The 21,977-nt window shown below is 56.4% G+C and carries 20 protein-coding genes; 15 read left to right on the top strand and 5 right to left on the bottom strand.

The genetic code is table 11. The features are described from left to right. The first annotated feature begins 166 nt into the window (after positions 1–166). From AC07WB_RS16110 to AC07WB_RS16050, 13 genes are all read left to right on the top strand, one after another. On the top strand, positions 167–1,126 hold the full coding sequence (locus AC07WB_RS16110; RefSeq protein WP_193372792.1) for a LysR family transcriptional regulator: 960 nt from the start codon (positions 167–169) through the stop codon (positions 1,124–1,126). Between the two features lie 368 nt (positions 1,127–1,494). Continuing rightward, complete coding sequence (locus AC07WB_RS16105; RefSeq protein WP_494940836.1) at positions 1,495–2,949, top strand: NAD(P)-binding domain-containing protein; 1,455 nt, start codon at positions 1,495–1,497, stop codon at positions 2,947–2,949. Next, positions 2,946–3,428 (top strand): CMD domain-containing protein, encoded by a 483-nt coding sequence (locus tag AC07WB_RS16100; RefSeq protein ID WP_494940835.1) that lies wholly within the window; start codon positions 2,946–2,948, stop codon positions 3,426–3,428. The genes AC07WB_RS16105 and AC07WB_RS16100 overlap by 4 nt, the downstream gene beginning before the upstream one ends. Further along, positions 3,425–3,991 carry a peroxidase-related enzyme gene (locus tag AC07WB_RS16095; protein WP_179452163.1) on the top strand — a complete coding sequence of 189 codons (567 nt, stop codon included), beginning with the start codon at positions 3,425–3,427 and terminating at the stop codon, positions 3,989–3,991. The genes AC07WB_RS16100 and AC07WB_RS16095 overlap by 4 nt, the downstream gene beginning before the upstream one ends. Positions 3,992–4,001: 10 nt before the next feature. Beyond that, on the top strand, positions 4,002–4,739 hold the full coding sequence (locus tag AC07WB_RS16090; RefSeq protein WP_345828328.1) for an amino acid ABC transporter ATP-binding protein: 738 nt from the start codon (positions 4,002–4,004) through the stop codon (positions 4,737–4,739). Between the two features lie 20 nt (positions 4,740–4,759). Beyond that, entirely contained in the window at positions 4,760–5,575 is an 816-nt protein-coding gene (locus AC07WB_RS16085) for a transporter substrate-binding domain-containing protein (protein ID WP_097096056.1), read from the top strand. A gap of 87 nt (positions 5,576–5,662) precedes the next feature. Further along, the gene (locus AC07WB_RS16080; protein WP_320204511.1) at positions 5,663–6,349 is read left to right on the top strand and encodes an amino acid ABC transporter permease; all 687 of its coding nucleotides are present in this window, start codon (positions 5,663–5,665) and stop codon (positions 6,347–6,349) included. Between the two features lie 15 nt (positions 6,350–6,364). Next, complete coding sequence (locus AC07WB_RS16075; protein WP_494940834.1) at positions 6,365–7,057, top strand: amino acid ABC transporter permease; 693 nt, start codon at positions 6,365–6,367, stop codon at positions 7,055–7,057. 173 nt (positions 7,058–7,230) lie between these two features. Next, complete coding sequence (locus AC07WB_RS16070; RefSeq protein WP_345828333.1) at positions 7,231–7,776, top strand: winged helix-turn-helix transcriptional regulator; 546 nt, start codon at positions 7,231–7,233, stop codon at positions 7,774–7,776. Next, positions 7,773–8,813: an HlyD family secretion protein gene (locus tag AC07WB_RS16065; RefSeq protein ID WP_400458342.1), complete on the top strand. Its 1,041-nt coding sequence runs from the start codon at positions 7,773–7,775 to the stop codon at positions 8,811–8,813. The genes AC07WB_RS16070 and AC07WB_RS16065 overlap by 4 nt, the downstream gene beginning before the upstream one ends. Continuing rightward, complete coding sequence (locus AC07WB_RS16060) at positions 8,810–10,366, top strand: DHA2 family efflux MFS transporter permease subunit (protein ID WP_494940833.1); 1,557 nt, start codon at positions 8,810–8,812, stop codon at positions 10,364–10,366. The genes AC07WB_RS16065 and AC07WB_RS16060 overlap by 4 nt, the downstream gene beginning before the upstream one ends. Positions 10,367–10,376: 10 nt before the next feature. Beyond that, positions 10,377–11,639, top strand: coding sequence for a beta-ketoacyl-ACP synthase II (fabF, locus tag AC07WB_RS16055; RefSeq protein WP_494940832.1), 1,263 nt, complete (start codon positions 10,377–10,379; stop codon positions 11,637–11,639). A 44-nt stretch (positions 11,640–11,683) separates the two neighbouring features. After that, positions 11,684–12,106 (top strand): MarR family winged helix-turn-helix transcriptional regulator, encoded by a 423-nt coding sequence (locus AC07WB_RS16050; RefSeq protein WP_345828340.1) that lies wholly within the window; start codon positions 11,684–11,686, stop codon positions 12,104–12,106. Here AC07WB_RS16050 and AC07WB_RS16045 read toward each other — a convergent pair. The 4 genes from AC07WB_RS16045 to AC07WB_RS16030 all read right to left on the bottom strand — a co-directional run bounded on the left by AC07WB_RS16045 (position 12,103) and on the right by AC07WB_RS16030 (position 17,928). Then, positions 12,103–12,525, bottom strand: coding sequence for an ester cyclase (locus tag AC07WB_RS16045; RefSeq protein WP_494940831.1), 423 nt, complete (start codon positions 12,523–12,525; stop codon positions 12,103–12,105). The genes AC07WB_RS16050 and AC07WB_RS16045 overlap by 4 nt on opposite strands. Positions 12,526–12,783: 258 nt before the next feature. Next, positions 12,784–13,848 carry a mannonate dehydratase gene (gene uxuA, locus AC07WB_RS16040; RefSeq protein ID WP_097097649.1) on the bottom strand — a complete coding sequence of 355 codons (1,065 nt, stop codon included), beginning with the start codon at positions 13,846–13,848 and terminating at the stop codon, positions 12,784–12,786. A gap of 130 nt (positions 13,849–13,978) precedes the next feature. Further along, on the bottom strand, positions 13,979–14,680 hold the full coding sequence (locus AC07WB_RS16035) for a response regulator transcription factor (RefSeq protein WP_097096065.1): 702 nt from the start codon (positions 14,678–14,680) through the stop codon (positions 13,979–13,981). Continuing rightward, positions 14,677–17,928, bottom strand: a complete 3,252-nt coding sequence (locus tag AC07WB_RS16030; RefSeq protein WP_494940830.1) for a transporter substrate-binding domain-containing protein — start codon at positions 17,926–17,928, stop codon at positions 14,677–14,679. The genes AC07WB_RS16035 and AC07WB_RS16030 overlap by 4 nt, the downstream gene beginning before the upstream one ends. 377 nt (positions 17,929–18,305) lie before the next feature. On the opposite strand from AC07WB_RS16030, the gene AC07WB_RS16025 reads away from it, so the two are divergent. Together AC07WB_RS16025 and AC07WB_RS16020 are read left to right on the top strand one after the other, a co-directional pair. Beyond that, positions 18,306–19,253: a sensor domain-containing diguanylate cyclase gene (locus AC07WB_RS16025; protein ID WP_097096067.1), complete on the top strand. Its 948-nt coding sequence runs from the start codon at positions 18,306–18,308 to the stop codon at positions 19,251–19,253. A gap of 134 nt (positions 19,254–19,387) precedes the next feature. Then, on the top strand, positions 19,388–20,206 hold the full coding sequence (locus AC07WB_RS16020) for an alpha/beta fold hydrolase (protein WP_345828347.1): 819 nt from the start codon (positions 19,388–19,390) through the stop codon (positions 20,204–20,206). A 44-nt stretch (positions 20,207–20,250) separates the two neighbouring features. Here the strand turns inward: AC07WB_RS16020 and treF are convergent, their stop codons facing one another. Further along, positions 20,251–21,948: an alpha,alpha-trehalase TreF gene (gene treF / locus AC07WB_RS16015; protein ID WP_097096068.1), complete on the bottom strand. Its 1,698-nt coding sequence runs from the start codon at positions 21,946–21,948 to the stop codon at positions 20,251–20,253. Positions 21,949–21,977 lie beyond the last annotated feature (29 nt).

The raw sequence follows: 21,977 nt of genomic DNA, 5'->3' as shown, positions 1-21,977 counted from the left end.
CTGAATTCCGCAGAGGACGGTTCCCTCTCCCGCCTGCGGGAGAGGGCTAGGGTGAGGGACAAAGCGCACTGTCCACCCAGTGGCTAATTGCCGCGACTCTCTCTATGATGAAAACTTTCCCGCGCCAATGTCGGGAGTGATCAATGAGTTAGGGAAAAATCGCGCGATGACCATTTTAAACGACCTGGATTTGCGGCAGCTGGAGGCCTTCTCGGCGGTGATCTCTGCCGGTAGCGTTACGGCGGCAGCAAAGGCGCTCAATCGCTCGCAGCCGGCGGTGTCGCGCTTGATTCAGGAACTGGAACAGTCGCTCGGTTATCCGCTGTTTATCCGCAACGGCCCGCGTATCCATCCTTCGGAAGAGGCGTTGCAGCTGCATCAATACGTGCAGAAAGCGCTGCTTTCGTTGCAGCAAATTCGCCTGCGCGCGCAGGAGATCGCCCATCAGCAGCATCGTCCACTGAGTATTGCCGCCACGCCCGCGCTGGCGGCGGGATTGCTGCCGCAGGCGCTGGCCGCGCTTAATTTGCAGAACAAAGTGCAGATCATCAGCGAATCCGCAGTTAATACCGCGCATGCCGTGATCACCGCAGAGGCCGATCTCGGTCTGTGTAGCTTGCCGCTGGAGCATCACGCGGTAGAGCTGCACTGGATTGGGCAGTCGCAGTGCGTCGTGGCGCTGCCGGAGAACGATGAGCTGGCGGCGCAAACGCGGCTGTCGCTCAGCAGCCTGGCGGGACGCCGTTTGATTGCGCCGTGGAGCCCGCAGCGTCTACGCGGGCGCTATGAAAAAGCGCTGAAAAAGGTCAAAACGCCGCTGCATGAAACCATCGAGACTAACTCCTCCGCCAATATTCTCGGCTGCGTGCGCGCCGGATTGGGCGTAGCAATTCTTGAGCCGGTGACCGGTTGGGGCATGCCGCTGGCCGGTGTGGCGATTCGTCCGCTGGAGGAGGATATTCCGTACTACTTTGGCGTGATCACGCCGCAAGGGCGACAAATATCCACCGCTGCACAGGCCTTGGTGGAGGCCTTAGCCGACGCTGCGGCTCATCTGCTACCGGGCTTTGAACGCCTGCCTGCCAGCGAGCATCCGCGCATTATGCGCCTGATTAATCAGGATTAAACAACAGTGCGGGTATCAACAAGGTCGTCATAAATGACGACCCTACAATCGCCTCGTGCAGCTCTTTCCCATGATAAATGACGACCAACCCGTAGGGTCGCCATTTATGGCGACCGCCAGCCAGCTCCCACCTCGCTTATAACAATTTCGGCATAAGATATAAGAAATCCATTGGTCAAAAGCTGAGCGAGATTGTTGACTCCGTTTTAGGGCAAGAGGATTATGCGAAACCTTAGCTCTTATTATGTGATTTGGTGATTAAAGCACGCTAACTATGTGTTATCGAGATAATGAAAATACATAGTCACCAACGCACTTTAGTGGTTTCGCCAGTTTGCTGGCCGCCGCTTATTTCAGGGAAAACGCGTATGACGAATGCTGCCGACGGTCTTGCCGCGCTGGAAGCTCAGCTGCAGCAGGATCTGGAATATCTTGAACTGCCTGCAAAATCCTGGGTGCCAGCGCGCACGCAGGATGGCGCCCCGGTGCGTGATGTGGTGGTGATCGGTGCCGGTATGTGCGGCCTGGCGGCGCTGGCTAAATTGCAGTTTACCGGCATCAGCAACGTGGTGGCCTACGATGCCGCGCCCGCCGGGCTGGAAGGTCCGTGGGTGACCTTTGCGCGCATGGAAACGCTGCGATCGCCAAAGACATTACACGGCCCGGCACTCGGCATGGCGCAGCTGACGTTCCGCGCATGGTTCACCGCGCAGTGGGGCAAAGAAGCCTGGCAGGAGCTGGATAAAATTCCCAAAGCGCAGTGGATGGATTATCTGATTTGGTATCGCAAGGTGCTAAATCTGCCGGTGCGTAACAATGTGCGCGTCACCAATATTACCTTCGAAGGTGAGTTAATCGCGCTCGATATCAGCGGTGCCGAAACCGGCCGGATTTACACCCGCCGTTTGGTGCTGGCCACCGGACGCTCTGGCCTCGGCGGCTTCGCCGTACCGGACTTCCTGCAAGGCATTGACCGCAAATTCTGGGCGCACTCCGCCGACGACATTGATTTCGCGGCCCTGCAGGGCAAACGCATTGCGGTGATTGGCGCGGGTGCATCGTCGATGGATAACGCCGCCACCGCGCTGGAAAACGGTGCCGGTGCAGTAGATCTATTGATCCGTCGCCCACAGATGCCGCGCATTAACAAAATGACCGGCATCGGCAGCCAGGGCGTGGTGCACGGGATGCATCAATTGCCGGACGCGTGGAAATGGAAGTTTGTGGATTACACTGCTACCACACAAACGCCGCCGCCGCGTTCTTCGACGCTGCGCGTTTCACGTCATGCCAATGCACGCTTCTTCCTCAACTGCGGCATCAAAGCGGTAAAACAGCAGGCCGAGGGTTTGCTGATCGAAACCACTCAGGGCGCGCTGCGCTACGACTTTTTGATTGCCGCCACCGGCTTTAGCAACGATTTCCACGGACGCCCAGAGTTTGCCGCCATCGCACCGCACATCCGCAGCTGGCGCGACGGGCGTTATCAGCCAGAAATGGGCGCGCCGCGTGCCAATCTGCTCGAAGCGCCGGATCTCGGTCCCGCCTTTGAGTTCCGCGAGCTAACGCCAGGCGCGTGTCCCGGCCTTGCGCATATCCACTGCTTCAACGATGCGGCGATGCTGACGCACGGCAAAGTCTCCGGCGATATTCCGGCGGTGAGCGCCGGTGCCGATCGTCTGGTGCGCGGCATCAGCGCGTCGCTGTTTGCTGAAGACGTCGAGCAGCATTACGCCAACTTACAGGCTTTTGACACCCCTGAATTGCAGGGTGATGAATGGGTGGATTCCACGCCCTTACTCAACCAGGAGAACGCGCAGTGAGTGACGCAATTGATCGCGCCGTTGGCTTAAACGCTGAAGATGCGCTGTACGCTACACGCCGCCTGCGCCCGGAATTTGTGGATGGCGCTGAGCAGTGCCGGCTGTCGGTATTGGCACCTAATGACGATCAGGGCTTAGCGCCGGATGTGCGTTTGGCGCTGGCGCAGCGCATGGCGCAGTTGAATGGCGATGCCGAGCTGCAGCGCGATTATCAGGCGCAGCTGGCGGCGTTGCAGCCATCAGACGCGCTGCTGACGCTGGCGGCCGGTGCCAGCGATCTGGCTGAGCCGCTGGCGACTATCGCGCGGCATACCGATCTCGTTACCCGGCAGCCTATGAATGCCACCGAGCAGCACATTCGCCTGCTGGAACAGGCAGGATTGAGTAATCCACAGATTGTGGCGCTCTCAGAGCTGATCGCTTTTGTTAACTTCCAGACGCGCGTCGCGGCCGGATTACGTTTGTTGAGGTCTGCATGATTCCGTCGGTTAATCTCAAGCCGCTGCACTGGCATCCTTACATCGCACCGGTTGAGGTGGCAGATGCCACGCCCGCGCAGCTTGATGCGATGAAAGTGACGCCCTCGAACAAGAAGATCTCCGAGTATGTGCGCACGCTGGCGCACGATCCCGACAGCTACGTGGCGCGTACCGTGCTGTTCAACGCCATTATGTATGTCGATGGCGGGCTGGATCGTGCAGATCGCGAGCTCGGTGCGCTGGGCGCTTCAATCGTTAACGGCTGCAAATATTGCGCGGTGGTGCATGCGCGCCGCCATGCGCAGCTGGCAGAAAGTGATGCGGTAGTGAGTGCGATTTACTTCGATCGTGCCGATGTGCTCGGCGAGCGCGATGCGGCGATCTACCGTTTTGCCCGTCGCCTGTCCGTCACGCCATCAGAGGCCAGCGCCGAGGATATGGCGGCACTGCGCGCGGTCGGCATGAACGATCAGGAGATTATCGATCTGATCCACGCCATCGCCATTTTTGGCTGGGCCAACCGTCTGATGCATGTGCTTGGCCATGCTGACCTGAACAAATAGGGGCTGCTGCATGTTAGAACTCAACGATATCAAGCTCGCTTACGGCAGCACGCCGATCCTGAAAGGCGTCGATCTATCGGTAAAACGTGGCGATGTGGTGTCGATCATCGGGCCAAGCGGCACCGGTAAAACCACGCTGCTGCGCTGCATTAACTATCTGGCGAAACCGGCGTCCGGCACTATTCAGCTCGATCAGATCCGCATGGATTATCAGACTCCGGACAAAGCGGCGATCCAGGCGATCCGCCTGCGCACCGCGATGGTGTTCCAGCAGTTCAACGTCTTCAAAAATATGACGGTGCTGGAAAACGTGATGGATCCGCTGATCGTTATTCAACGCAAAAGCAAACAGCAAGCGCGCGATATCGCCGTGCAGGAGCTGGAGCGCGTCGGTCTGGGCGCCAAGCTCGATCACTATCCGTCGCAGCTTTCCGGTGGCCAGCTGCAGCGTACCGGCATCGCCCGTGCGCTGGCGGTGCGTCCCGACGTGATGCTGTTTGATGAGCCAACCTCATCGCTCGATCCGGAGCTGGTGGGCGAGGTGCTGAAAGTGATTAAAGACGTGGCGTCGTCCGGCATTACCTCACTGCTGGTGACGCACGAGATGCAGTTCGCGAAAAGCATCTCCAATCGCATCGTGTTTATGGATCAGGGCGTGGTGGCCGCGCAGGGCAGCCCGACTGAGATGTTCGATAATCCCACCCTGCCGCGCCTTGCTCAGTTCCTCAACTCAGAACGCGTATTCTAATAATTAAAGGAATCAACGACATGCCTGCAATCAAAACCACATTACGTCGCCTGGCCGTGCCTGGCATCATCGCACTGGCGCTCATTAGCGGTAACAGCTTTGCTGACGCCGTGCGCACCATCAAAATCGCCACCGCGGCGGAATCGAAACCGCTGTCGTGGGGCGCAATTGGTCACGAGCCGCAGGGTTACGAGCCGGACGTGCTGAAAGCCATCAACGCCAGGCTGCCGCAGTACAAATTCGTCATGGAAGGGGCGGCGGATATCGCCCAGGAAACCGGTCTGGCGACCGGTAAATATGACATGGCGACCGGCGGTTATTACAAAGCGCCGACCCGCAGCAAACAGTTCCTGATCCCGGATGCGCCAATCGGCGCCAGCCTGATGAAGATCTACAGCCGCAGCGATAGCAACATCAACGGCATGAAAGATCTGGTCGGTAAGAACATCGTGCCGGTGACTGCTGGCGGCGGCGTATACAAATTTGTGACCCAGTGGCAGCAGGAAAATCCGAACGACAAAGTGGCGATCAAGGCGTCGAGCGCCGGCGTGCCGTATCCGGATCGCCTGAAAGAAGTGCAAAGCGGTAAATATGATGCGCTGATCCTGCCTTCTAACCTCGGCGAGCAGACGGTGATCGACAACCAGAAGCTGGCGATCAAAGCCAGCGAGCCGGTGGCCATCAACAACACTTACGTGCTGATTCACCGCTCTGCTGAAAACCAGGCGCTGAACGATGACATCAACAAAACGCTGCAGCAGCTGAAGGCCGACGGCACGCTGGATAAGCTGGCGCAGAAGTGGTTCGGCGAAGACGTCACTAAATACATGAAGTAAGCGATTCACCTGAAGCCGCTGCGCCCGGTGCTGAGCCGGGCGCTGCTTCATTGTTAGCAGGAGTGTTTCACCGTGAATCTGACTTCGATGATTCCCGAGCTGCTCTCGGCGCTGCCGTTGACGCTCGGCATAATGTTTGTCGCGATGATCGTCGGGTTCTTCCTGGCGCTGATCGCCACCGTGTTCCGCGTGCGCCGCATCCCAGTAATTAGCCAGGTTGTGGATCTATACGTCTCGTACGCGCGCAGCGTGCCGGTGGTGCTGCAGCTGTTTGTCGCCTTTTATGGCCTGCCGCTGGTGGCCGAGCAGTTTGGTTTCAGCGATTTTGTCACCGCCAATATCGCGGCGATGATTGGCCTGAGTCTTTACCACGGCGGTTATCTGTCGGAAGTGATGCGTCCGGCGTTTCTTGCCGTGGAGCGCGGCCAGCACGACGCCGCCGACAGCATGGGTTACAGCTTTCGCCAGAAAATGCTGCGCATTGTCGGTCCGCAGGCGGTGCACTATGCGCTGCCGGGCTACGGCAATGCGATTATCTATCTAATTCATAACGTGGCGTTGGTGATGTACATCGGTGCGGCGGATGTCATGGCGACGGCGCATCTGATTATGGAACGTGACTACAACCAATATCAGTTCGGTACCTATCTGGTGCTGGCGGTGCTCTATTCGCTGCTGTGCGGCGTGGCCTGGTTGATTATCCGTTTCTTCGAACAACGTCACGCGAAGTACAGCTCAAAAACCGCTGCGCGCGTTAAATTCACCAGCGTCTGATAAAGGGGAGCAACCATGTTTGATCTTGAGGTTTTGCTGCCAGACTTCTGGAGCATTCTCGATGCGGTGCCGGTTACGCTGCTGATGGCGGTGACGGTGTTTATCTGCTCAACGCTGCTCGGCGGACTGTTTGCCTTTGTCGAGCATCGCCGCATTCCGGTACTGCGCCAGTTGGTGATCGCATACAAAATTGCCTTTAAAGGCGTGCCGATGGTGGTGGTAATTTTCCTCGCCTATTACGGTTTACCACCGGCGCTGCACTTTGTTGCCACACTGTTTGGCGTGGAAGTGAATGCGCACTCGCTGCCGAACTGGGTGATTATCATTGTCGCGCTCAGCGCCTGCGTGGCGGCGTTCCAGGCGGAAGTGTGGAAGGGCGCGCTCAATTCGTTTGATAGCGGCCAATCGGATGCCGCGCTGTCGCTGGGCTACAGTGGCGGCCAGCTGTTCCGACGCGTGATGTTTCCGCAAATTATTGTGGCGGCGATCCCCGATCTGGCGAATGCCTTTATGGTGATCATGAAAGCGCTGTCGCTGGCGTTTGCTATCGAAGTGGTGGATATCTTCGCTCAGGCGCAGTTGACGGCGGCGCTGAATTTCTACTACCTCGAAGCCTTCCTGATTGCGGTGGTGTTCTACATGGTGATTGCTTATGTGGTTACCAAGCTTGCCGACAAGATTGAGGCGGCGCTGCGGGTGCGGACGTAAATCCTGGTCGGCATGAATGGCGACCCTACAAAACCCGCATACCCAATCACGTAGGGTGCGCATTTATGCGCACCTTTTTTATCGCTATCATAACTTTCATTATGCAAGTTACTTGCAAAATGAAAGTCACTCTGTAACAGTATCCCGCATCAGAAAGATGCGGATACCCAATAATGAAAAACCAACCCCTCTACAATATGCCGTGCCCCATCGCGCGCAGCCTGGGCCGTATTGGCGATGGCTGGAGCATGCTGATCATGCGTGATGCGCTGGCTGGCTTCACGCGTTTCGATGAGTTCCAGAAAAGCAGCGGCGTGGCACCCAACATTTTGTCGCGTCGGCTAAAAGAGCTGGTTGAAGATGGCCTGCTGCAGAAGGTGTGTTACAGCACCAGCCCCGCGCGCTATGAATATCACCTCACGCCTGCCGGACGTGATTTCCGCAGCGTGATTCTGGCGCTGGCAGAGTGGGGCAGCACGCACTTCTCGCCGGAAGGACGCCAGATACAGCTGGTAGAAACCGCCACGCAGCGTCCGGTGAAGATGCAGCTGGTCGATAGCGAGAATGGTGAGCCACTTACCCTGGACAAATATCAGATGGTACCCGGCCCGGCGGCGGTGCCGATGATGCACTATCGCCATGACTATCTGCAGAAAAAACGCGCCGGTGATAACGCCCAGAAATTCGCGCCGCCTTCGCTGACAGAGCCGCAATCATGATGCTGACGCGCAAAAAATCTGCGCTGTTGCTGGCGCTGGCGGCGGCAGGTATCGCGCTGGCCGGTTACGGTTATTACTGGTGGCACACCGCGCGCTTTATGCCTTCAACTGATGATGCCTACGTCGGCGCGGATATCAGCGCCATCTCGGCTAAAGTCTCCGGCTACATTCACACCATTGCGGTGCAGGATAACGCGCAGGTAAAGCAGGGCGATCTGCTGGTTCAGCTGGATAACCGTGATTATCTCGCGGCGGTGGAGCAGGCCTCGGGTGAAGTGGCCGCGCAGCAAGCGGCGCTGAGTGATATCGCCGCCACTCGTCAGCTGCAGCTCGCCACCATTGCCGGTGCGCACGCCTCGCTGCTGGCGGCGCAGGCGGTGACGCAAAAAACCACCTCCGATCAGCGGCGCTACACCCTGCTGGCCAGCAGTGCGGCGGTGTCACAGCAGATCCGCGATCATGCGCAGGCCGATTACCATCAGGCGATTGCCGAAGAGAGCAAAACCCGCGCCGATAAAACGGTGGCGGAGCGACAGCTTCAGGTGTTAGACGCGCGTGAACTGCAGGCGAAAGCGGCATTGACCAAAGCACAGGCCGGGCTGGCGATGGCGAAGCTCAATCTTGAGTACACCGAAATTCGTGCGCCTTTTGCGGGTGTGGTGGGCAACCGTCGCGCGTGGTCCGGTTCGTTCGTCAGCAGCGGCACGCAGCTGCTGTCGCTGGTGCCGTCGCACGGCTTATGGATCGACGCCAATTTCAAAGAGAGCCAGCTGGCGAACATGCAGCCGGGACAGGCGGCGCACATCGTTGCCGATGTGTTACCAGGCCGCACCTTTAGCGGCCACGTTGCCAGCTTATCCCCGGCAACCGGTTCACGCTTCAGCATCCTGCCCGCAGAAAATGCTACCGGCAACTTCACCAAAATTGTCCAGCGCGTGCCGGTGCGCATCGTGCTGGAGGGCGATGATGCGGCGCTCGGCCTGCTGCGTCCCGGCTTGTCGGTGACGGTCACGGTGGATGAGAGAAGCGCGCGATGAGCAGCGTCGCCGCACCGCTGGTGGCGCCGGCGCAAATGCCGGTGAGCAAGAAAATAGTGGCCTTCGCCACGCTGTGCATCGGCATGTTTATCGCGCTGCTGGATATCCAGATCGTGTCGGCGTCGCTACGTGATATCGGTGGCGGTTTGTCGGCCGGCGATGATGAAACCGTGTGGGTGCAGACCAGTTATCTGATCGCGGAGATCATCATCATTCCGCTCTCCGGCTGGCTGGCGAGCGTGATGTCAACGCGCTGGCTGTTTGCCGCTTCGGCCTGCGGATTCACCATCATGAGTCTGCTGTGCGGTTGGGCATGGAACATTCAAAGCATGATTGCCTTCCGCGCGCTGCAGGGATTAGCCGGCGGTTCGATGATTCCGCTGGTGTTCACTTCCGCGTTTGCCTTTTTTCAGGGCAAGCAGCGGGTGATTGCGGCGGCCACGGTGGGCGCGCTGGCCTCCCTGGCGCCGACGCTAGGGCCGACAGTGGGCGGCTGGATTACCGACAACTACAGCTGGCACTGGCTGTTTTTCATCAACATCATTCCCGGCATTTACATTACTGTTGCCGTGCCGCTGCTGGTGAAAATCGACGCGCCGAATCGTGAACTGCTGCGTGGCGCCGATTACTTCAGCATTGTGCTGCTAGCGGCGTCGCTCGGCTGTCTGGAATACACGCTGGAAGAGGGGCCGCGCTGGGGCTGGTTTGACGATAGCACCATCGCCACCACCGGTTGGATCGCGCTGCTGTGCGGCGTGTTTTTTATTGTTCGTACGCTGCATCACGCCAGACCCATCATGGATTTACGCGCGCTGAAAGATCCTGGTTTTAGCCTCGGCTGTTACTTCTCATTTATGGCCGGTGTCGGCATCTTCGCCACCATTTATCTCACGCCGCTGTTTCTCAGCCAGGTGCGAGGGTACAGCGCGCTGGAGATCGGGATGGCGATCTTCTCTACCGGTATTTTTCAGATCCTGTCGATCCCACTGTATGCCTGGCTGGCGAATCGCGTCGATCTGCGCATTCTGCTGGCGTTTGGCCTGATGAGTTTTGGCGTGTCGATGTACTTTTTTGTGCCGATCACCCACGACTGGGGCGCCAAAGAGCTGCTGTTTCCGCAGGCGTTTCGCGGCATGGCGCAGCAGTTTGCCGTGGCGCCTACGGTAACGCTGACTTTGGGTAGCCTGCCCCCGGCGCGACTAAAATTAGCTTCAGGGCTGTTTAATCTGATGCGCAACCTCGGTGGCGCTATCGGTATCGCGCTGTGTGGCACGGTGCTCAACGATCGTACCAATCTGCACTTCAGCCGTCTGGCTGACCATCTCAACTCTGCCAGCCTGACGTTGGGTGACTATCTGCAATCACGCACGCTGGCGCTCATCGGCAGCGGCCTGAGTTCGGATGCGGCGCACACTGCGGCGCTGCAATCGCTGGCGCAGTTGACGCTCCGCGAGGCGCGCACGCAGGCATTTTCAGACGCATTCTGGCTGATTATGGTCGGATTTTGTATCGCCGCGCTGCTGGTTCCTTTTATGAAAAAGCCCGCGGCTTAAGGAGTTATCAATGAAACGTATTGTTATTACTGGCATGGGGCTGGTCTCGCCACTGGGTTGCGGCACGGAGGCGGTGTGGCAGTCGCTGCTGGCGGGAAAATCCGGCATCAGCGCGCTGCCGCCGGAGATGGTGCAGGATATCGCCTGTAAAGTAGCGGGCCAGGTGCCGACGCCAGAGCAGGATGCGCAGCACGGTTTTAACCCCGACGGCATTATCGCCGCCAAAGATCGCAAGAAGATGGATCGCTTTATCGAGTTCGCGCTGGTGGCTGCCCAAGAAGCGCTGGCGCAGGCCAACTGGTCGCCGCAGGATGTGGCACAGCAGCAGCGTACTGCCACGGTGATCGCCACCGGCATCGGCGGCTTTAACGAAATCGCCAACGCGGTAGAAACCACCGCAGCGCGTGGACCTCGCCGTCTGTCGCCGTTCACCATTCCTTCGTTTCTCGCCAACCTGGCGGCGGGACACGTCTCGATTGCGCACGGTTTTCGCGGACCGATTGGTGCCCCGGTGACCGCCTGTGCGGCGGGGGCGCAGGCGATTGGTGATGCGGCGCGACTGATTCGCAGCGGTGAGGCGGATATTGCGCTGTGTGGCGGTACCGAAGCGGCGATTCATCGCGTCAGCCTGGCCGGTTTTGCCGCAGCAAAGGCGATGTCGGGCGGCTTTAACGATCGTCCGCAGCAGGCTTCGCGTCCGTTCGATCGCGACCGCGATGGCTTTGTGATGGGCGAGGGCGCCGGGTTACTGGTGATTGAATCGCTGGAGCATGCGCAGGCGCGCGGCGCTACGCCGCTGGCCGAGCTGGTGGGCTACGGCACCAGCGCCGATGCTTATCATCTCACCGCCGGCCCGGAAAATGGTGAAGGCGCGCGCCGGGCGATGGAAACTGCGCTGGCGCAGGCGGGCATTGCGGCTGCGGAGGTACAGCACATTAATGCGCATGCCACCTCGACGCCGGTGGGCGATAAAGGCGAGCTGGCGGCAATCCGTTCGCTCTTCGCGGGAAGCAAAGTGGCGATCACCTCAACCAAATCCGCTACCGGACATCTGCTGGGAGCGGCGGGTGGCGTGGAGGCGATCTTCTCCATTCTGGCGCTACGCGACCAGATTGCGCCGCCCACGCTGAACCTGCAAAATCCGGATGAGGCGGCGGCCGGGCTCAATCTGGTGGCGCTCACCGCGCAGCCAACGGCGATGACCTATGCGCTATCGAATGGGTTTGGCTTCGGTGGGGTTAATGCCAGTTTGTTGTTTAAAGCCTGGCGATAGATTTCCTATAATGGGGCAACGATAGCGTGCAGGAATGGCCCCCTTTGACTCCGAAATCCGAAACTCAGCAGCTGGCGGAAGAGCTCCGTCAGCTTGTCAGCCACTTCGTGCGTAACGTGCGGGTTGGTACTGCGACCGTGCGCACCTCGCAGTATGAAACCTTAGACTTGCTCGAAAGCCATCAGTCGCTCTCCATCGCCGAGCTCGCGCGGCTGCGCGGCGTGAAGCATCAAAGTATGCGGTTGGTGATTAACGAGCTGGAGTCGCAAGGTTTGGTACTGCGGCAAAAAAGCGCGCAGGACGCGCGAGCGCAGGTGATTGTGTTGAGCGATTGCGCACGCGCACACCTGGTCACGGCACGCGAACAGCGCACGGAGTGGATTGCGGCGCGCATTAACGCCAGCCTTGAGCAATCCGATCGTGACGATCTGCAGAAAGGCCTGGCTGCATTGCGCAAGCTGCTTTAAACCGACGGGCTGGCGCTACGCAGGTGATTGATCACCGCCGCCAGCGTGTTCATCCCCCAATGTTCAACGTATTGTCCGTTTTCAATGCGTACCATATCGATCACGGCGATCGTCACGGCTAAACCGGTGGGCGCAATGCCCATCAGCGATCCGCTGTGAACGCCGCCAATGCTTTTGCGCGTAGTGACCCAATCGCGCTCGGCGATTTGCTCCTCAATATTCACCTGTAAATTGGAGAGCGCGGGGCGCAGGATCCGATCGAAGGTGTGCCACAAACTTTCGCGATCGTTGGGTGCGCCTGCGGGTGCTGAGCGGTTAACGAAGTGTGCGGCGACGAGCCGATTAAAGGCCTGACGATCCCCCTCGGCGATCACTTGTTGGTTAAAGCGACGCACAACGGCTTTGTTCTGTTCAGACATGGTGATTCTCCGCAACATATACAGTTTAACTGTATATATTTAACGGCAAGCGAGGAGCAGGGATTTGTTAAGTTGTGCTTTATACGAAGTTTGCTGCATTCTGATGCCCTCACCCCAGCCCTCTCCCACAGGGAGAGGGAGCAGAAAGAGCCATTTACCGTGAAAGAGAGGGAGTGAGATAATGTTCGATGGGGCGCGATCGGTTCCCTCTCCCGCGTGCGGGAGAGGGTTAGGGTGAGGGGAAAAAACGCACCAAACTCAACGCTTACCCAGCGCTTCCCACAGCCCTAGCAGGTAGGTAGTACCCAGCGCGCGATCGTACAAACCATAGCCCGGACGACCGGTTTCGCCCCAGATAAAGCGACCATGATCCGAGCGGATGTAGCCATCGAAGCCGTTGTCGTACATCGATTGCAGCACTTTATACATATCCAGCGAGCCGTACTCCGTTGGGTGCGCGCACTCGTAGAAATCTTTGTCCTGAATAATTTTGATGTTACGCACGTGGGCAAAGGGAATGCGCCTGCGGCGAGAGAACTCGGCCAGAATGGCGTACACGTCATTGCTGGGATCTTCCGCAATCGATCCGGTACAAAGCGTGATGCCGTTAGCTTCGGAATCCACCACGTTACAGATCCAGTCAAGATCGTCGCGATTTTTCACCACGCGCGGCAGGCCAAAGATCGAATACGGCGGATCGTCCGGATGGATCGCCATCTTCACGCCCACCTCTTCACACACCGGGATCACCGCCTTGAGGAAGTAGGCGAGGTTTTCACGCAGCTTTGCGTCATCCACATCTTTGTATTGGGCAAACAGATCCTGCACTTTTGCCAGACGTTCGGGTTCCCAGCCGGGCAGGGCGAAACCATTCGCATTGCCGAGCACTTCCTGCACCACTTCATCAAGGCTCTTATCAATGCCTTTCTTCTCGAAAGCCATGGTGAGCGAGCCGTCGGGCAAAACATAGTTCATGTCGGTCTTCATCCAGTCGAACACCGGCATGAAGTTGTAGCAGATCACCTTAACGCCCGCGTTGGCCAGATTGCGGATGCTCTGCTGGTAATTTTCAATGTAGCGATCGCGGCTGGGCAGGCCGATTTTAATGTCGTCATGAATATTGACGCTTTCGATCACTTCCACCGTCAGACCGGCGGCGTGCACCTGCTCAACCAGCGCATTAATCTTTTCGACAGGCCAGGTTTCACCCACCGGCACGTCATAGAGCGCGCCAACCACGCCACGTACGCCCGGCACCTGGCGAATATATTCCAGCGAAACTTTATCTTCTTTCGGACCAAACCAACGCATTGTCAGCTGCATAATGTCATCCACCGTCATCGTGTCTGTGATGACTGATAAACTACCATTCTAGTAAACATGCTGACAACACGGCACCAACAATAAGCCTTGATCCGCGTCACAGAACACAATTTATCCGCCAGGTTCGGCCTTAATGGTGCAGCACGCCGCTGAAGTGATCCTTGTATTTGAATAATTCCAGATCGGATCGCAGCCCCAGTTTGCGCAGCGCAGTCTGCTTTTGCCCGCTGATGGTTTTGCGGCTGCGCGCATATTTCACCGCGATCTGCGTGATGCTCAAGCCATCAAGATAGCAGCGGATCACTTCGATCTCGCGTGGGCTGAGATCGCGCAGCAGCAGTTTGAGCTCATCACCCAGTTCGCGTGGCATTAAGTAGTCATGCATCTCCCGATCGCTTTCCTGGAACTTATCCATCTCCAGCAACATCTCTGAGGTGAGAAAACGCTTGTTGCGGCACACCTGATGAATAGCAGTCACTAATACTTCCTGCTCTTCGCTCTTACCGATAAAACCGTGTACACCCGCTTTTAACAGCAGCTGGACAATGGCCGGTTTCTCCATCGACGAGGAGACCAGAATTTTCAAATCGGGATAGCGCAGGCGAAGCTGTTTCACCATCTGCAAGCCGTCGAGATCCTCTTCGCCCAGCATGTAATCGAGTACCAGCACATCCACCGAATTCTGCTGCAGGAAACTCATCAGCTGCTGACGCTGGGCAAAAGTACCCACCAGCTCCAGCTCGGGTTCCTGTGCCAGGCGATACTGAATCGCTTTGCCAATCAGCGGATGGTCATCTAATACGGCGACCTGCCAAATCGCAGTTTCTTTCATGGTTTCACCTCATCAATGTGGTTTTTTTCTAGTGTATGTAGGAACAGTTCTTCCAGCTGCGCCACGGCAGCGATAACCGCTGGCAACTGCTGCTGCAGCAGCGCATGATCTTCTTCCTCAGCCGCTTGCTCGGCAGCGAGGCTGCTGTGTTGTAACGCTTCGGCATGCAGTAGCTTGGCGCTGCCGAGCAATTGGTGTGCGGCGTGGCGTGCGCTGGCAAAATTCGCTTCTTCCGTCGCCAGCTTTAGCTGCGCAAGATCGCGCGCGTTCTGCTGCTGGGCGGTGGTCACCAAATCGTGCCAGGCTTGCGGATCGTTGGCCGCAAGGTTTTCCAGTGTGAGTAATGTGTCAGGGCGTGAATGAGTCGGTGGTGCTCCCGTCACCACTTTCAGCAGCTGCGTGCTTTCCAGCGGTTTAAACAGGCAACCATTCATCCCCGCCTGAATGGCGAGCTGGGCAACGCGCTCTTCCGCCATGGCCGTGAGGCCATAAATGGGGACGATGCGGCGATTAAGGCGCTTCTCTTCTATACGGAGCTGGCGCGTAAACTCGAAGCCGTCCATGCCGGGCATGTTGCAGTCGGTGATTACGCGATCGATTTCATGCTCACGCCATAATGTCAGCGCCGCTTCACCGCCATCCGCGACTAAAACGTGATGCCCGGCGTAACGCAGCTGCTGTGCCAACAGCAGCTGGTTGGTGGCGTTATCATCAACAATCAGCATGCGCAGTGATACGTGGGCAATGTCATCTACCTGCTCAGGCTCAACCTCTGCTTCAAACAGCGTGCTGGGCTGAGCGCTGAAGCGCAGCATAAATACGCTGCCCACTCCAGGCTCACTCTCAACGTGCAGCTCCGCTTCCAGCATCGCCGCCAGACGGCGGCAAATATTGAGCCCAAGTCCGGTACCGCTGACGCGGTTAGTGCCTTGATCAACCTGAATAAAGGGATCGAAAATGGCCTGCTGCTGTTCGGGCGTTAAACCCGAGCCGCTGTCACACACTTCCAGCACATAGTCGGGTTTACTGGTATCCGCTTGATACAGTACGACTTCAACTGCGCCGCTGGTGGTGAATTTGATGGCATTACTCACCAGATTCGACAAGATTTGCTTTAAAGCGACCGGATCAAAAATCACACAATCTTGGTCAATTTCGAGTATCACATTCAGCGCTATGCCTTTATTGAGTGCCACCTGGTGGAATAGCGCTTCGGTGTCGTGAATCACATCGCTGAGCGACATCGTCATCGGGCGAATGCTGAAATGGCCGGATTCGATTTTCGCCAGATCAAGGATGTCGCCAACCAGCGAAAGCAGTGAACGCGAGGACTGCCACGCCAGATCGATATTCTTCTGCCGCTGCTGCTGATCGCTCTGCCCCAAATGCTCGATTTCCAGCAGGCCAATCAGCGCCGCCAGCGGCGTGCGGATTTCGTGGCTCATGTGGGAGAGGAAGGTACTTTTCGCCTCGCTGGAACGTAAAGCTGCCCGCTTGGCTTTGTGCACATCCTCCAGCAGCGTCTCGATGTAGTGCAGCTGCTGGCCCATCTCCTCTTCATGCTTGCGTTGCTTCGCGAGTGAGGATTTCAACAGGTGGTTACGCCACAGGAAGAACAGCAAAAACAGGCCAGCGCCTATGCCGAAACGCAGCATATAACTGCGATAGCTCTGCCATGAGGTGCTGGTGGCGGGCGGCGTGTACTTAATCCAGCGTTCCATCAGCGATTGGATGGTGGGCTGCGGAATATCTGACAGCGCTTTATTCAGGATTGAAATGAGATGTTTATCCGCAACATTGGCGGCCATTGCCATGCGAAACATCGGTAATGGGGCGACAAACGCCACTTTGAAACGGTCATTGAAGTGATTATTGAGTAAAAACTGCGCCGATTCATAAGGCACGATAAAACCGTCTACCTGTTTATCCTGCAGCTGCCCGAGAAAATCAATCGAGACGGCATTTTCAACAAAATCTACCTCCGGCCAGCTACGACGAAGGTCGTTACGGTAATAAACGCGTTCATACAGACCCACGCGTTTGCCTGCCATCTCATCCAGGCTGTGCCATTTACTCTCTTTTCGCGTGACGACCACCCAGGGTGAATAGATATATGAGCGCGAATAGCGGATATGTTTGTTTTGTTGCGAAGCCGCGTCGCTCACCGCCAATAGTGAATGAGGCTGCTTGACCAGCGCATCACGCATCCTGTTTAAGCCATGCGTCGCCTGGTATTGAAAATGAATTCCCGTGCGTTGAGAGATGAGATTGAGCAGCTCTACGCTCAATCCCACCACGCGCTGTTTGGCATCGACAAAAGTAAAAGGGAGGTGCGAGGGATCGTAAAATACGGTGATATCGCGATGCTGCTCCAGCCATTTAGCCTCTTCATCACTGAGATCGAGGGGATGATTTTTCACTACCGAGCGATAATCCAGGCCCCAGGCCTCGGCGATTTGCACGGCGTTACGCAGTGGGATATTGGCGAGAATCTCATTAATGGCGGTGATAAGCGGATGATTGTCAGCGCGGGTGGCAAAACGGGCATCAACGTCATTGGTGTAGGGCGTGTCGTGTGACTCAATAATATTTTGCAGGCCGCGTTGCGATAAGTAACGCTGCGTGGCGGTATTGCTCCAAAACACCGTGTTGTTGCTCAATGCTGTTTCGGTGTACGCCCATAAATGCGGTGAAGCGGGCACTAAATAGGCCTTTGGATAACGCTGATGTAATAAGTTTTTGAGTGCGGTATCGCCGAAAAACATGAGTCGGTAATTAGCGTCTTTCAATTCCCGATCAAATTTTGCCTGACGACGACTAATTAACACGCTCTGTGCCAGCGAATAGGGGATGCTCAGTTCGAGGTGTGTGTCCTGGTTGGCTGCCTGGGTGTAATAGGGAGTGAGATCAATCTCGCCGGCTCGCAGCGCATCCACCATTTGCTGACGGGTGTCATATAACGTGATCTTCACCGGCAGGTTCATGGTTTTAGCGATGATGGCCAGGTAGTCAGCCGATAAGCCTTCGTAAGTTCCTTTTTCAAATTCAACCATATAGGGCGGAATGGCATTGTTCCATACGCCAACGCGCAGTACGGGATGACGCGACAGCCAGCGTTGGCTCGATGGGCTCAGCGACACTTCAGGAGAGACGAGTCCGTAACGTGGCGTGAAAGTTAATGGGGTAGCGCTCCAGGCTGAGAGACAGAGGCTCCACAGAACGATCATGCTTAGAATACGTATTACCACGACTCATCTCTTCCTTTTCGCTAACGGCGTCATGCACTGCCAGCGTGGCGGTGCAACTTTCTGGCGCAATCTTGACGCGCCCAATGACATCTCACAGCGGCACGCTGTTAAGCAGGAATTAAATGGCAGCTGAGAAAATTCTGGTAAATGACGGCTGAATGGGGCTATCGAATCGCCATTGGCGGGTAGCGGATGTGAGTGGATTTTACTAAAAGCTGGCGCTTAAATTAGTGAAGTTCGCTGTTTTTGCCGGTTACATTCGACGTTACTCCTGAGGTTGCTGCAATTTACCGCTACTAATCGGCTTTTCATTTGTTTTATTTACAGAAACTTCCTGGCAGGCAAAATAGCGCTTATTTCCTCGCCTTCAGCCAACCATGTCAGAAGAAGCGCTGCGTCAGCAGATCCAGATCCTGAAAAAGCACAATGCGCGCTTAAAGCGTATAGCGCATGACGCGCGTAATAAGTTAAGTGCTGCGCTGGATGGTACCGGGCTCTGCTTGTGGCAGCTGGATATTCCGAGCGGTAAGTTAGTGATTTTCAACCGCCGCTGGGGCGCCATGCTCGGTTTTCAGCCAAAAGAAACCAAAGCCCAGTTTGATGTGTGGCGTGAATGCCTGCATCCCGACGATGCCGACGACGTGCTGAAAGCCTTTTACGATCATATTGAGGGCCGCGCGCCTTACTACGAAGCGCTGCATCGCATGCTCGGTAAGAACGACAACATCAAGTGGGTGCTGGATCGCGGGCGCGTGACCGAATGGGATGATCAAGGTAATCCTATCAAGGTGACCGGTACGCACATTGATATGACCAAAGAGAAAGAGTACGAAGCGCAGCTCTCCTCGCTGGCGCATCACGATCCGCTTACTGGCCTTACCAATCGCCATGCGCTGCCCAGCCATTTTAATCAGATGAAAGCAAAGGGGCCGCTGTGCGTGGCGTTTGTCGATCTGGATAATTTTAAGCACGTCAACGATACGCTGGGTCATCGCAGCGGCGATGAAGTGTTAATTCAGCTCAGCCAGCGCATCAGCGCCGTGGTGCTGCCCAACGTGGTGATTGGACGCCTGGGCGGCGATGAGTTTGTGCTACTGATCCCTTTCCTTATCGATTATCCCAAAGTGCGCATTATGCTGCAGGCGGTGCTGGATGCCGCGCTACTGCCGTTTGATGTTGATAACGGGCATGCACAAATTGGCGCATCAATAGGCATCGCCCAGGTACAGGAGCTCGACCGTTTTGAGGATGCGCTAACCCGCGCCGACGAAGCGATGTATCAGATTAAGAAAAACGGCAAGCAAGGATTTGGCTTAGCGGGTTAACGCTGCCGAAAAAAAACGCCCACCTCTCTCCCATCCGCCGCCATGACGCCTAAACTTGCTTACAGTAAACCGCCCGTCGTTCGATGTAGTTTTATTGGCAGACACACGACATCACTCACTAACGGAGCAAACGAATGAGTTCATTTAAGACGAAAGATGGCGTTAATCTTTATTTTAAAGATTGGGGTAAGGGCCAGCCGGTGCTGTTTAGTCACGGCTGGCCGCTGGATGCTGATATGTGGGACAGCCAGCTAAATTTTCTCGCCGAACGTGGCTATCGCGTGATTGCTTTTGACCGTCGCGGCTTCGGTCGCTCCGATCAACCGTGGGAGGGTTATAACTACGATACCTTTGCCGATGATATTCACGGCCTGATTGAACATCTGCAGTTAGATGATGTGACGCTGGTGGGCTTTTCAATGGGCGGTGGCGATGTATCACGCTATATCGGCCGCTACGGCACGGCGAAGGTGAAAAGTTTAGTGCTGTTGGGGGCGGTAACGCCGATCTTTGGCAAAACGGCCGACCATCCAGAAGGCGTTGAGCAATCGGTATTTGACGGCATTAAAGATGGCTTACGCAAAGATCGTGCGCAATTTATCAAAGAGTTCGCGACGCCGTTCTACGGCATTAACGCGGGGCAAACGGTTTCTGACGGCGTGCTGACGCAAACTCTGAACATTGCGCTACTGGCATCGCTGAAAGGCACCATCGATTGCGTGACGGCGTTTTCTGAGACCGATTTCCGCGCAGATATTGCCAAAGTGGATGTGCCGACGCTGGTGATTCACGGCAGCAATGACCAGGTTGTGCCGTTCGAAGCCACCGGCAAACTGGTCCATGAGATGATTAAAGGATCGGAGCTTAAGGTTTACGAGAATGGTCCGCATGGTTTTGCGGTGACGCATCAGGATCGGTTGAATGCGGATCTGCTGGCGTTTTTGCAGAAGTAATTGATGTGAAAAGGTCGCCATGAATGGCGACCCTACAGCGTTTATCAATCCGCCAGCAAATGCCCGTACATTGTCATCAGCCTGCGGGTGACACCGTTGGTCCAGCCGAAGCCATCCTGCAACGGATACTCACCGCCGCCACCCGGACGGGCGCGATCGCCACTGATGTCGTATTTTTCCACCAGCTTATGATGCAGCGAATAGAAATTATTCACCGTATTCAGCCAGTTGACGGCAATTTCTGTCGCCAGCGTCTCTTCACCGTAGTGATTCAAACCGACAACGGCCATCCATTGCAGCGGAGCCCAGGCATTGGGTTTATCCCACTGCTCGCCGCTTTCCACCATGGATGTTAACAAGCCACCTTGCGTGAGCAGCAACTGACGCAGCGCCACCGCCTGCAAATGCGCCTGTTCCGGCGAAGCGAGGCCGAGGAACAGCGGCACAACCGCCGCGGCGGTGAAGGCGCCGAAACGCTCGCGGCGCCAGTCGTAATCACGGTAAACCCCGGCGGTGTTATCCCACAGGTAACGGTGAATCGCCTGCTTGCGGCCATCGGCCTTTTTCTGCCATGCCAGCGCCGTCAGCTCTTCACCTTTGGCATGCGATAGCGTTGAAATCATCAGTTCCAGTTTGTAGAGGAACGCGTTGAGATCGATCGGAATAAATTGTGTGGTGCGAATACTCGCCAGGCGCTGCGGATCGCGCAGCCAGCGTGAGGAGTAATCCCAACCCGAAGCCGCCCCGGCACGCAGATCGCGATAAACTTCGTTCGCTGGGCGGCTCGATTTTTTCGCGGTCTCGATATCTTCCAGCCACGACTCGTCTCGCGGCGTATCACGATCGTCCCAGTAACGATTTAGCAGCGAGCCGTCGGGCATGCGCACCACATGGCGATAAGCCTGATGCGGCATCAGCTCGCCCGCGCCGTCCATCCAGAACTGGTACTCCTTCATCAGCTGATCGAGGTAGCGTTTCGCGCCGCGAATACCATCTTCTTCGAACAGCTCAACCATCAGCGCAAACACCGGCGGCTGCGAGCGGCTGAGATAGTAAGTACGGTTGCCGTTTGGCACGTGGCCGTAATTATCAATCAGCCAGGCAAAGTTATCCGCCATGTGGCGCAGCAAATCGTCGCGCCCCGCATCAGCAAGGCCCAGCATGCTGAAGTAAGAGTCCCAATAATAGGTTTCCCCGAAACGGCCACCGGGCACCACGTAAGGTTTCGGTAATGGCAGCAACGATGAGTGTGCTAAATGCTGCTGTGGCATTTTGGTTAACACGGGCCACAGGTCGTCAATATGTTCCGTTAAGGTTTTATCCGGATTAGAAACGTAAAAGCTCTCATTCACCTGCGGTGAATAAAAATGTTCGTGCACAAAACTTTCAAGATCGAAATCCGCTGCGCGTTTACGGCGACGGAAGCGAATTAAAATATCCAGCGGATCGAATTTGGGTGCGCAGTCCGGGAACGTTTTGCTATCGGCAAATATGTGCGAGGTTTGCACCTGCTCAAACAGCTCCATGTAGCGATCGGCAGGCGTCAGCGCATCCGGCGCGGGCAGACCTTCGATCAGCTCGGGTTCCGGCTCCGAATCTTGCACACCTTCACGAACAAATTCATGAGGATTATATTGATACTCCAGTTCAGCATCTGCGCGTCGATCCTCGAAAGCGTTATATTGCTGTTGGTTAGTATTAATAGCAGCCTCCTGGTAAAGTCTTGAATGCGTAAAGGACAAATTATAGAGGTTTGAGAGGGCTAAACAAC

Source organism: Pantoea sp. GW821-FHT03E06 (assembly GCF_059420725.1).
Note: the sequence above shows the minus strand (reverse complement) of the source record. Positions and strands in the feature narration are given on the sequence as shown.